The sequence below is a fragment of the Mycobacterium sp. genome, from assembly GCF_008709575.1.
Lineage (GTDB): Bacteria > Actinomycetota > Actinomycetes > Mycobacteriales > Mycobacteriaceae > Mycobacterium.
Genome location: NZ_VYIK01000085.1, coordinates 1 through 11010 on the forward strand (window position 1 = coordinate 1; position 11010 = coordinate 11010).

Annotated in this window: 12 protein-coding genes; 6 read left to right on the plus strand and 6 right to left on the minus strand. The window is 68.5% G+C overall.

Annotated elements, in window-relative coordinates; all coding sequences use genetic code 11:
* Positions 1-74: 74 nt before the first annotated feature.
* Complete coding sequence (locus F6Q13_RS15770; RefSeq protein WP_293058480.1) at positions 75-404, minus strand: DUF732 domain-containing protein; 330 nt, start codon at positions 402-404, stop codon at positions 75-77.
* Positions 405-490: 86 nt separating this feature from the next.
* Here F6Q13_RS15770 and F6Q13_RS15775 point away from each other — a divergent pair, with 86 nt between their 5' ends.
* The 4 genes from F6Q13_RS15775 to msrB are packed head-to-tail and all read left to right on the plus strand — an operon-like array spanning position 491 to position 4561.
* Positions 491-1267 carry a pyrimidine reductase family protein gene (locus F6Q13_RS15775; RefSeq protein ID WP_293058483.1) on the plus strand — a complete coding sequence of 259 codons (777 nt, stop codon included), beginning with the start codon at positions 491-493 and terminating at the stop codon, positions 1265-1267.
* A gap of 23 nt (positions 1268-1290) precedes the next feature.
* Positions 1291-2850: an alpha/beta hydrolase gene (locus tag F6Q13_RS15780; protein WP_293058486.1), complete on the plus strand. Its 1560-nt coding sequence runs from the start codon at positions 1291-1293 to the stop codon at positions 2848-2850.
* A 23-nt stretch (positions 2851-2873) separates the two neighbouring features.
* A complete protein-coding gene (aftC, locus tag F6Q13_RS15785) occupies positions 2874-4166 on the plus strand; it encodes an arabinofuranan 3-O-arabinosyltransferase (RefSeq protein ID WP_293058489.1) in 1293 nt (430 codons plus the stop codon).
* Positions 4163-4561 (plus strand): peptide-methionine (R)-S-oxide reductase MsrB, encoded by a 399-nt coding sequence (msrB, locus tag F6Q13_RS15790; protein WP_293058492.1) that lies wholly within the window; start codon positions 4163-4165, stop codon positions 4559-4561. Before aftC ends, msrB begins: the two co-directional genes overlap by 4 nt.
* A gap of 73 nt (positions 4562-4634) precedes the next feature.
* Here the strand turns inward: msrB and F6Q13_RS15795 are convergent, their stop codons facing one another.
* Genes F6Q13_RS15795 through hemE form a run of 5 tightly spaced genes read right to left on the minus strand, consistent with a single transcriptional unit; the run spans position 4635 to position 9138 of the window.
* Positions 4635-5381 (minus strand): class I SAM-dependent methyltransferase, encoded by a 747-nt coding sequence (locus F6Q13_RS15795; protein ID WP_293058494.1) that lies wholly within the window; start codon positions 5379-5381, stop codon positions 4635-4637.
* Positions 5378-5980 (minus strand): class I SAM-dependent methyltransferase, encoded by a 603-nt coding sequence (locus F6Q13_RS15800; protein WP_293058497.1) that lies wholly within the window; start codon positions 5978-5980, stop codon positions 5378-5380. The genes F6Q13_RS15795 and F6Q13_RS15800 overlap by 4 nt, the downstream gene beginning before the upstream one ends.
* A 38-nt stretch (positions 5981-6018) precedes the next feature.
* A complete protein-coding gene (hemQ, locus tag F6Q13_RS15805) occupies positions 6019-6714 on the minus strand; it encodes a hydrogen peroxide-dependent heme synthase (protein WP_293058500.1) in 696 nt (231 codons plus the stop codon).
* A gap of 4 nt (positions 6715-6718) precedes the next feature.
* Complete coding sequence (locus F6Q13_RS15810) at positions 6719-8080, minus strand: protoporphyrinogen oxidase (protein ID WP_293058503.1); 1362 nt, start codon at positions 8078-8080, stop codon at positions 6719-6721.
* Positions 8077-9138, minus strand: coding sequence for a uroporphyrinogen decarboxylase (gene hemE / locus F6Q13_RS15815; RefSeq protein WP_293058509.1), 1062 nt, complete (start codon positions 9136-9138; stop codon positions 8077-8079). The genes F6Q13_RS15810 and hemE overlap by 4 nt, the downstream gene beginning before the upstream one ends.
* 91 nt (positions 9139-9229) lie before the next feature.
* Between hemE and F6Q13_RS15820 the strand changes: the two genes are divergently transcribed.
* Positions 9230-10063 (plus strand): enoyl-CoA hydratase/isomerase family protein, encoded by an 834-nt coding sequence (locus F6Q13_RS15820; protein ID WP_293058506.1) that lies wholly within the window; start codon positions 9230-9232, stop codon positions 10061-10063.
* Between the two features lie 179 nt (positions 10064-10242).
* Complete coding sequence (locus F6Q13_RS15825; protein ID WP_293058512.1) at positions 10243-10887, plus strand: DUF3000 domain-containing protein; 645 nt, start codon at positions 10243-10245, stop codon at positions 10885-10887.
* Positions 10888-11010 lie beyond the last annotated feature (123 nt).

The window sequence follows — 11010 nt, forward strand, 5'->3', positions numbered from 1 at the left end:
ACGGTGGGCCCATTTTCTTATCCCACGGCGGCGCACAGCGCCTGGAAAACTAGCCACTACTATCCCGACCCCACCTAATCGCCCCCTGCGCCACCGCCCCGGTTGACGATGTATTGCGGGCAGTAAGCGCTCGCCGCGATCGCGGTGAACTGCTCGGCGCCGGCTTCGGCGAAGCCGGGATTAGCCTGGGTCATCTGGCGGACGACGTCGGGGCCGGTCTGTCCCCGGCCCATCAGCGCGCACACCTGTTTTGCGGCGGCGACGGCTTGCTGCGGGCTGCGGTAGGTGATCCCGGCCTTGTCGAGGGTGGCCACGAAGTCCGCATCAGGGTCGGTCGGGTCGGCGCGCACCGGCCCGGCCAGCCCGATCGCCGCCAGAGCCGCCAGCACGAATAGCCGTCTCATCGCTTCATCATCCCGCACGCAACAAGCCGTCGGCGAAGGTGGGGCCGTGCACGACGCCGCCGCGGCCGCGTGCTGCAATCATGGTCATGCCCGGCCCACAATCACAGCCGGCTGCGCCCCCGCTCACCCTGCTCGGGTCGGCGCGCCGGGTCGACGACGACGAGCTGGCGAAGCTCTACGCCTACCCTGACGAACGGGTATGGGTGCGGGCGAACTTCATCGCCAGCCTCGATGGTGCCGCTGCCCTCGACGGCACCACCAGTCAGCTGGGTGGGCCGGTGGACCGGGCCTTGTTCAACCTGCTACGCGCACTTGCCGACGTGATCCTCGTCGGTGCGGGCACGGTCCGCACGGAGAACTACGCGGGTGCCCGGCCGACCGTCACCCAGCGACAACACCGTGCGGCCCGCGAGCAAAGCGAGGTCCCGCCATTGGCGATCGTCACCAAGTCCGGCCACCTGGACCGCGACATGCCGGTGTTCACCAACACCGAGGTGGCGCCGCTGGTGCTGACCTGCACAATTGCCGCCGAGGTCACCCGGCGTCGGCTGGCCGGTATCGCCGATGTCATCGACTGCTCGGCCGCCGACCCGGGCCGGGTTGACGAGGGCGTCGTGCTGAACAGGCTGACCGAGCGCGGCTTGCGCCGAATCCTCACCGAGGGCGGCCCGACGCTGCTCGGTTCCTTCCTCGAGCGCGGCATGCTTGACGAGCTGTGCCTGACCGTCGCGCCGTGCCTGGTCGGCGGCCGGGCCCAACGCATCGCGGCCGGTCCGGGGCAGCTGCGAACCCCGATGCGTTGCGTGCACATTCTCACCGATGACGACGGGTACCTCTACACGCGCTATGTCAAGACCGACTAGAGATTGTGGCTACTGTGGTCGGCATGAGCCGGCACGTTGTCCACACCGCCGCGCTGATCGCGGCGAGCGCGCTGCTCGTCGGCTGCGCCCCGGGGTTGGCCGCCGACCCGCGCTTTGCCACCAACTCCGGCCCCCGTCCGCAGGGACGCGTCGCGACGCCACCCGCGCCCAGCGGCCCGCCCTCGATCGCAGTCCCCAAAAACGACCTGTCCTGGCGCGACTGCACGGCGCGGCTGTTCGGCGGCGCCGCAGTGCCCGCCCCGCCGGGCATCAAGCTGGACTGCGCCAACTACGACTCCGATCTCGACCCGGTCAACGGTGCATCCGGGACGATCAGCATCGGCGTGGTCCGCGCCCGCTCGGTACAGACCCCCGCCGACGCCGGCCCGCTGGTCTTCACCACCGGCTCGGACCTGCCGTCGTCGCAGCAACTTCCGGTGTGGCTGTCCCGCGCGGGCGGTGACGTGCTGCGCCACCGCCCGATAGTCGGCGTCGACCGGCGCGGAATCGGGATGTCGAGTCCGATCGACTGCCGCGACCGGTTCGACCGCCAAACGATGCACAACCAGGCGCAGTTCGAACCCGGTAACGACCAGGTGGCCAACCTGTCCGACGTCGCCCAGACCGCCACCACCAACTGCACCGACACGATCGCCCCCGGCGACTCCTCCTACGACAACACCCACGCCGCGGCCGACCTGGAGAAGCTGCGCAGCATCTGGGACGTGCCCGCGCTGGCGCTGGCCGGTATCGGCAGCGGCGCCCAGGTCGCCCTGGCGTATGCCGGCGCCCACTCCGGCCAGATCGCCCGCCTGATCCTCGACTCGCCGATAGCGTTGGATGTCGCGGCCGAAGCCGCCGCCGAACAGCAGGTCAAAGGCGAGCAGGCGGCGCTGGATGCCTTCGCCGGCCAATGCGCGGCACTGAACTGCGCCCTGGGGCCCGATCCCAAGAGCGCGGTCAGCTCGCTGCTGGCCGACGCCCGCGCCGGCCACGGACCCGGCGGCGCGTCGGTGGCCGCGGTGGCCAACGCCATCTCCACCGCACTGGGCTATCCCACCGGCGACAGCGCCACCAACACCACCGATCTGGCCACCGCCTTGGCCGGTGCCCGCGCCGGCGACACCAATCTGCTGACCAGCCTGATCAACCGGGCCGAAGCCATGCGCAACACCGACGGCCAGTTCGTCGATTCCTGCAGCGACGCACTGGAGCGCCCAACTCCGGATCGGGTACGCGAGCTGGTCGTGGCCTGGAACAAGCTGTACCCGCAATTCGGCGCCGTCGGCGCTTTGAACCTGGTGAAATGCGTACACTGGCCGGTCAGCTCCGCGCCGCAACCGCCGAAGAACCTCAAGGTCAACGTGTTGCTGCTCGGTGTCCAAAACGACCCGATCGTCGGGTCAGAGAGCGTCGCCTCGACGGCCGCGATCATCATCAACGCCAACGCGGCCAGCAAGCGGGTGATGTGGCAAGGCGTCGGCCACGGCGCCAGCATCTACTCCCCGTGCGCCCTGCCACCGTTCATCGCCTACCTCGACACCGGCAACCTGCCCGCGACCGACACCTACTGTCCCGCCTGATCCTTCGGCCCGACGGCCGCCCGGTGTACGGTGCGCTGGTGACAGCAGTTGACTCCCCTCATCGCAGCGTGGGCGATTCGGTGCTGGCCCTGTTTCGGCCCCGCACCAGCGCCCCCAGCACCGCGGCCGTACTGCGCTCGGCGTTGTGGCCGGCGGCCATCCTGTCGGTGATTCACCGCAGCGTCGTTGTCACCACCAACGGCAACATCACCGACGACTTCAAACCGGTCTACCGCGCGGTGCTGAACTTCCGGCACGGCTGGGACATCTACAACGAGCACTTCGACTACGTCGACCCGCATTACCTCTACCCGCCCGGCGGCACGCTGATCATGGCACCGTTCGGATATCTGCCGTTCGCCGAGTCGCGCTACCTGTTCATCGCCTGCAACACCGCCGCGATCGTCCTCGCGGCCTACCTGTTGCTGCGGATGTTCGACTTCACCCTGGCCTCGGTGGCGGCGCCGGCCCTGCTGCTGGCGATGTTCGCCACCGAAAGCGTGACCAATACGCTGGTGTTCACCAACATCAACGGCTGCGTTCTGCTGGCCGAGGTGCTGTTCTTGGGGTGGCTGCTCGACGGCAGAGCCGACCGCCAGTGGTGGGCCGGAGCGGCGATCGGCGTGACGCTGGTGGTCAAACCGGTGCTGGCGCCGCTGTTGTTGCTGCCGCTGCTCAACCGCCAATGGCGGGCGCTCGTCAGCGCGGTCGTGGTGCCGCTGGCGGTCAACGCCGCCGCGTGGCCGTTGGTGAGCGACCCGATGGACTTCGTCACCCGCACGCTGCCCTACATTCTGGGCACCCGCGATTATTTCAACAGCTCGATCCTGGGCAACGGCGTCTACTTCGGTCTGCCGACCTGGCTGATCACAGTGATGCGAATCCTGTTCACGCTGATCGCGATCGGCAGCATGTGGCTGCTGTATCGCTTTTACCGGATCCGCGATCCGCGATTTTGGCTGCTCACGTCCTCCGGAGTGTTGCTGCTGTGGTCATGGCTGGTGCTGTCGCTGGCCCAGGGCTACTACTCGATGATGCTGTTCCCGTTCCTGATGACGGTGGTGCTGCCCAACTCGGTGATCCGCAATTGGCCGGCCTGGCTGGGGATCTACGGGTTTTTGACCCTGGACCGCTGGCTGTTGTTCAACTGGATGTTCATCGGGCGTCCGCTGGAATACTTGAAGATCACCTACGGCTGGTCGCTGCTGCTGATCGTGGTGTTCTGCGTGCTGTATTTCCGCTATCTGGATGCCAAGGCAGAAAATCGGCTGGCGAACGGGATCGATCCGCGGTGGCGGGTTAGCGTTAAGACATGAGTCTGCAACTAACCGATGACGAATGGCGTGCCAAACTTACTCCGCAGGAGTTCGCGGTGCTGCGCCGAGGCGGCACCGAGCCCGCGTTCACCGGTGAGTACACCGACACCAAGACCGAAGGCGTCTACCATTGCCGGGCGTGCGGCGCCGAATTGTTCCGTAGCAGCGAGAAGTTCGAATCCCATTGCGGCTGGCCGTCGTTCTACGATCCGGCGAATTCCGATGCGGTGATCGTGCGCCCCGACGACTCGATGGGCATGCGCCGCACCGAGGTGCTGTGTGCCAACTGCCACAGCCATTTGGGCCACGTGTTCGCCGGGGAGGGCTACCCGACGCCGACGGATCTGCGGTATTGCATCAACTCGATCTGCCTGAGGTTGGTCCCCACCGCCTGACCCCGCGAGAGTGCAGCTGCCGACCTATTTCGCGATCGAGAGCCGGCGTCGGTGGTTGCACCTTCGCGGCGGATCAGTCAATCCGGACGGCGTGGCACTCCCAGAACGGCGCGTGCGCCGGGCCGTCCTCCAGCCACGGCTCGATGATCCGGAACCTTTCGGCCAGCGGTTTGATCTGGTCGGCCTGATCGGGATTGCGGGCCAGCATTAGCTCGAAGTTTTCCGTGCTCAGGTTGACCAAATAGGTGGTAGGCCCCAGATAGCCGATTTCCCAGCCGGCCCCGGGCAGCACCTGCCGGAAATCGTCTTCGGACAACGCGCGCGGCATGGCAAAGCCGTTGACGTTGCGGGGGCCGAACTCGAACATGAAAAGTCGCGCTCCCGGTTTGGTGGCCCGGTGTAACGCTTGCGCGTAGGACCGCTGAAGGTCCTTGTCCTCGCTGAAGGTGTGGTAAAACGCGCAGTCGACGACGGTGTCGAACCGGTTCTCCAGCCCGTCGAGCTTGGTGGCGTCGGCCAGCTGAAAGTTCACCGATACCCCAGCCTTTCGGGCGTTCTCCCGCGCACGCTCCAGCGCGGCCGGCGACGCATCGATGCCGGTGGCCGAGTAGCCCTTCGACGCGTAGTAGATCGCGTGGTGCCCGGGGCCGGTGCCCGGGTCGAGCACTTCGCCTGTGACCGCGCCCAGCGCCACCAGGCGCTGCACCACCGGCTGCGGGCCGCCGATATCCCACGGTGTCGCCATCGGCAGACCATGCGAGGTCCGCTCGTCGCGGTACATCTGCTCGAAACGGCCGGAGTCGGCTGCTGGTTGGTTCATCGCTGCCCGCTCACCACCTGGGCGACATGGCGCCCCAGCGTCGTTGTCTCGACCTGCACGCCGTCAAAACCGGCGCTGCGACAGCAGTCCGCGAAGGTCGTCGCTTGTTGGTCGGTCCATCCGTGGCTGGCGAGCCCGGTGGCACCGGGTCGCACCCGGCGCTCGATCGCCAGGAACCGCCCTCCCGTGACGAGCACCCGGCGGACCTCAGCCAGACCCGCGGCGACGTCCGTCCAATGGTGCACGCTCGCAACCGACCAGGCAACCGTCGCCGAACCATCTGGCAGCGGCAGGTTTTCCGCGCTGCCGTGCACCCAGGTGACGCCCGCTTGGTCGCGGGTCATGGCCCGGGCCAGGCGAAGCATCGCCGTCGCCGGGTCCACTCCGGTCACCTGCGCCCGGCGCCTGGCGGCGGCTCTGACGGCATTGCCCGGACCGCAGCCAATGTCGACGGCACGGTCCGACTCGGACACACCGGCCAGGTCGACCACCAGGCGGGCGCGAGCGCGGCCCGCAACCAGCATGATGAGCCCGACCACGAGTCCAACCGGTCCGGCGAAGTGGGATTGACCGGCGTGATGGTTGACGGGGATGTCCATTTGACCAGTTTGCCCGCTCACGCCCGACGGCGCGCAGCTCACGGCAGTGACGCGACCAGCTGCTCGACGGCTACCCGCGGCCCGGTGAAAAACGGCGTCTCGGCGCGGGTATGACGGCGAGCGTCGGTAGCGCGCAGCTCGCGCATCAAATCGACGATGCGATGCAGCTCGGGCGCCTCGAACGCCAGTATCCACTCGTAATCTCCCAGGGCAAACGCCGGCACCGTGTTAGCCCGGACGTCTTTGTACTCACGCGCGGCCATCCCGTGTTCGGCGAGCATGCGGCGGCGTTCCTCGTCGGGCAGCAGATACCACTCGTAGGACCGCACGAACGGATAGACACAGATGTAGGCGCCGGGCTCCTCGCCGGCCAGAAAAGCCGGGATGTGACTCTTGTTGAACTCCGCAGGCCGGTGCAGCGCCACGGCGCTCCACACCGGGGTCGATGCCCGGCCCAGCGTGGTGGTGCGGCGGAAGTCGGCGTAGGTACCCTGAAGCGCTTCGACGCGCTGCGCATGGGTCCAGATCATGAAATCGACGTCAGCGCGCAAGCCCGCGACGTCGTAGAGCCCGCGCACCACCACGCCGCGTTCCTCCTGCTGCTTGAGGAAGGTCGCGGTCTCGTCGACGACGGCCTCGCGTTCTTCGCCGAGCGCGCCGGGCCGTACCGCGAACACCGAAAACATCAGGTAGCGAAGTGTGGCGTTCAACGCGTCGTAGTCTAGGCGGGCCATAACCCTATGGTGCCACTTCGCTTCGCAAGGCACCTGTGAGCTTCGCGACCGCTGTCCCGGCCACGGCGATGCACGCCGGCACCCCGATTCCGTCGAGGAAGTTGCCGGCCACCGCGAGGGTCGGCGGCAACCCGGCCCGCAACTCGGCGACCAGGTCGGCATGGCCCGGTCCGTACTGCGGCATCGCGTCAACCCAGCGTCGCAGGTGGACAGCCACCGGTTCCACGGTCACTCCGAACACCGTGGCGAGGTCGCCGACCGCCCAGGCCAGCAGCTCGTCGTCGGATGCCCGACAGGTGAGATCGTCACCGAACCGGCCAAAGGACAGCCGCAACAGCTCCACCTCGGTGCGGCGTCCCCATTTGCGCGAAGACAGTGTAATCGCCTTGGTGTGCAACGGTTCTCCACTTGCCACCAAAATCCCGGACTGCTCCGGCAACACGGTGCCGGCCGGCAGCGCGAGCGCGACCACCACCGACGAGGCGCTGACCACGCGGGCGGCGGCCGCCGCAGTGCGCGGAGCGACATCGGCGACCAGACGGGCCAGCTCGGCGGCCGGAACGGCCAGGATCACCGCGTCGGCGTGCCAGCGTCCGCCGCTGACGTCGTACAAGGTCCAACCCGGCCGCGCGCGCTGCAGCCCACGCACCCCAGCCCGCACCCACGTCACCCGGCTGCGCCGTGCCAGCTCGTCGACTAGCACCCGGTAGCCGCCGTCGACCGCGCCGAACACCGGCGCGCCGGTGCTCGCCGGCAGCGCCCGGCGGACCGCCTCGGTCAGGCTGGCCGCACCCCTGTCGAGGGCCGCGGCCAGCGCTGGGGCCGCTGCGCGCAGACCGATGGTGGCCGCCGAACCCGCGTACACCCCGCCCAGCAGCGGGTCTACCGACCGGGCCACCACCTGATCGCCGAACCGGTCGGCCACCAAGTCCGCCACCGCCGGATCGCTGCCGGCCCGCCAGCGTAGCGGCCGGCTGGGTTCGGCGGCCATCCGTGCGAGTGTCGCCTCGTCGACCAGCCCGGCCACCGACTGCGCTGACGACGGGATCCCGTTGAGGGTGTCCGGCGGCATCGGATGCAGGCTGGCCTGGCTGTAGATCAGCGGCCGCGCCCCGGTCGTGCCCAGCTGCCGGTCGCCCAGGCCCAGTTCGGCCAGCAGCGCCGGCACCTCGGGACGGCGCATCACGAAAGCCTCGGCGCCGACGTCCATCGATGCTGGGCCGACCCGCTCGGTGCGCAACACCCCACCGAGCCGATCGGCCGGGTCGAACAACGTGATCGTGGTCTCGTCACCGACCGCCTGCCGTAGCCGGTAGGCCGCCGTCAATCCTGAGATCCCACCACCGACAACGCAATACGTGTTCATAGTGAGTGGACCAGCGACACCAGCTCGGTCAGCACGCCGGGATCGGTATCGGGCAGCACCCCGTGCCCGAGGTTGAACACATGCCCGGCCGCGCCGGCCTCGACGGCACGCCGCCCGTCGTCGACCACGGCACGCGCCACCCGCTCCACCACCGGCCAGCCGGCCAGCAGCACCGCGGGGTCGAGGTTGCCCTGCAGCACGGTGCCGGGCTCGACCCGGGCGGCGGCGTCGGTCAGTGAGGTCCGCCAGTCGACCCCGACGATGGTCGCTGTTGCGGGTTTGGCGGCAGCCGACATCGCGCCCAGCAGTTCGGCGGTGCCCACCCCGAAGTGCGTCATCGGGACGCCGTGCCCGGCCAGCGCGGCGAACACCTGAGCGCTGTGCGGTAGCACGTAGGCGCGGTAGTCAGCCAGCGACAGGGCACCAGCCCACGAGTCGAAAACCTGGATGGCGTCCACACCGGCGTCGAGTTGCGCCCGCAGGAAGCCGACGGTGATCTCGGTCAGCTTTCCCATCAGCGCGTGCCAGGTGTCCGGCTCGGCCAGCATCATCGCCTTGGTGCGGGCGTGGTGGCGGCTCGGCCCGCCTTCGACCAGGTAGGACGCCAACGTGAACGGCGCGCCGCCGAATCCGATCAGCGGGACGTCGCCGAGCGCGGATATCAACAGCGTGACCGCGTCCGACACCGGCGCAATGCGCTGCGGGTCGAGGGGTTTGAGCCCATCGACGTCGGCCGCGGTCCGTACCGGCGACGTGATGACCGGTCCGACGGCGGGGACGATGTCCAGGTCGACGCCGGCGCCGAGCAGCGGCACCACGATGTCGGAGAACAGAATCGCCGCATCGACGCCATGACGACGCACCGGCTGCAGGGTGATCTCGCAGACCAACTCGGCATCGAAACAGGCCGCCAGCATGTTGTGCCGAGCCCGCAATGCCCGGTACTCGGGCAGCGACCGGCCGGCCTGCCGCATGAACCACACCGGCACCCGCTGCGACTTACGGCCGCGGGCCACGGCCAGATACGGCGACTCGGCAAGGTCGCGACGCGTACTCATCGCGCTCAATGCTGCCATGACCAGCGCCGGCGGCGCTTCGCCGACGTCGGCCGCGCCCAACCTCAGCACCGGGTGTGCGTAACATCCAGGTATGCCAGTGCGTCAGCCTCCGGTCAACTACGACGATTTTCCCAGTCTGCGTATCGAATCCGGTGGCGAATCCGGTCACGAAGGCGTGCTCCAGGTGATTCTCGACGCGCCCGGCCTGAACTCGGTGGGCCCGCAGATGCACCGGGACCTCGCCGACATCTGGCCGGCGATCGACCGCGACCCCGACGTGCGCGCGGTCCTGGTCCGCGGGGAGGGCAGGGCCTTCTCCTCCGGCGGCAGCTTCGACCTGATCGAAGAGACCATGGGGGATTTCCCCGACCGGATGCGCATCATGCGCGAGGCCCGTGACCTGGTGCTTAACCTTATCAACCTCGACAAACCGGTGGTTTCGGCGATCCGGGGGCCGGCCGTCGGCGCGGGCCTGGTGGTCGCGCTGCTCGCCGACGTGTCAGTGGCCGGCCGCGGCGCCAAGATCATCGACGGGCATACCAAGCTGGGCGTGGCCGCCGGCGATCACGCGGCGATCTGCTGGCCACTGCTGGTGGGCATGGCCAAGGCGAAGTACTACCTGCTGACCTGCGAACCGCTCAGCGGTGCCGAGGCCGAGCGAATCGGGCTGGTGTCGACCTGCGTCGACGACGACCAGGTGCTCGCCACCGCGACCCGTATCGCGGCAGACCTTGCCAGAGGGGCCCAATCCGCGATCCGGTTCACCAAGCACAGCCTCAACCACTGGTACCGGATGTTTGCGCCCGCCTTCGAAACTGCCCTCGGCCTGGAATTCCTCAGCTTCAGCGGTCCGGACGTCGCCGAGGGTCTGGCCGCGCATCGGGAGAAACGGCCGGCCCGTTTTTCCGCCGATATCCTCTGGTAGAGGGGTACCTACGGCGCGTTTGCGGCGTGCCTGGGTGCGCGTGTCGCCGGTTAGGTCTAGCGTCGAGCGTTGTGATCCGCGCCGGCGACGATGCAGAGCGAAGCGATGCGGAGGAGCGGCGCACAGTAAACACCGCCGGCGACGATGCAGAGCGAAGCGATGCGAAGGAGCGGCGCACCATAAACACCGCCGGCGACGATGCAGAGCGAGGCGATGCGAAGGAGCAGCGCACAGTGACCTCAGCCGAGCCGATTTCCTTCCGTGAGGCGGTGGCGGCGATGAAGTCTGCCACCGTGCGGTCGGAGATCAAGCTGGGCCCGATCCGGCCGCCCCAGCGACTCGCGCCGTATAGCTACGCGCTCGGCGCCGAGGTCGCACACCCCGAGGGGGCGCTCAGCTCGACAGGCTCCGAGGGCTCGGTCGGCGGCGAAGCCTTCGGCCGGTTGATTCTGCTCTACGATCCGGACGGCGCCGACGCGTGGGACGGCACCACCCGAATGGTTGCCTACATCCAGGCGGATCTGGACGCCAGCGAAGCCGTCGACCCCCTGCTGCCGGAAGTAGCCTGGAGCTGGCTGGTCGACGCACTGCAGGCGCGCGCTGAGCACATCGCGCTCGGTGGCACGGTCGCCACCACCACCTCGGTGCGTTACGGTGACATCTCCGGGCCGCCACGCGCTCACCAGCTGGAGCTGCGCGCATCCTGGACTGCCCTGACTCTCGACATCGCGACCCACGTCGAGGCGTTTTGCGAGGTGCTCGAGTACGCGGCGGGTTTGCCGCCGGTCGGGGTGACCGACCTGGGTTCACGCTCCCCTTCTTGATTATGTCCGAATCGACCACCAAGCAGCCCGAGGGCGCAGAAAACCACCCGATTGTGTTGCTTCACCCTGCCGGCGGGGTGCCGCCCCTGTCGAGGACGGTCGGTGAAATCGAGGCGGCCGCCC

Excerpts from the sequence above, each read along its gene's own strand:
- F6Q13_RS15770 (WP_293058480.1), bottom strand. The coding sequence starts at position 404 with ATGAGACGGCTATTCGTGCTGGCGGCTCTGGCGGCGATCGGGCTGGCC.
- F6Q13_RS15775 (WP_293058483.1), top strand. The coding sequence starts at position 491 with ATGCCCGGCCCACAATCACAGCCGGCTGCGCCCCCGCTCACCCTGCTC.
- F6Q13_RS15780 (WP_293058486.1), top strand. The coding sequence starts at position 1,291 with ATGAGCCGGCACGTTGTCCACACCGCCGCGCTGATCGCGGCGAGCGCG.
- msrB (WP_293058492.1), top strand. The coding sequence starts at position 4,163 with ATGAGTCTGCAACTAACCGATGACGAATGGCGTGCCAAACTTACTCCG.
- F6Q13_RS15795 (WP_293058494.1), bottom strand. The coding sequence starts at position 5,381 with ATGAACCAACCAGCAGCCGACTCCGGCCGTTTCGAGCAGATGTACCGC.
- F6Q13_RS15800 (WP_293058497.1), bottom strand. The coding sequence starts at position 5,980 with ATGGACATCCCCGTCAACCATCACGCCGGTCAATCCCACTTCGCCGGA.
- hemQ (WP_293058500.1), bottom strand. The coding sequence starts at position 6,714 with ATGGCCCGCCTAGACTACGACGCGTTGAACGCCACACTTCGCTACCTG.
- F6Q13_RS15810 (WP_293058503.1), bottom strand. The coding sequence starts at position 8,080 with ATGAACACGTATTGCGTTGTCGGTGGTGGGATCTCAGGATTGACGGCG.
- hemE (WP_293058509.1), bottom strand. The coding sequence starts at position 9,138 with ATGAGTACGCGTCGCGACCTTGCCGAGTCGCCGTATCTGGCCGTGGCC.
- F6Q13_RS15820 (WP_293058506.1), top strand. The coding sequence starts at position 9,230 with ATGCCAGTGCGTCAGCCTCCGGTCAACTACGACGATTTTCCCAGTCTG.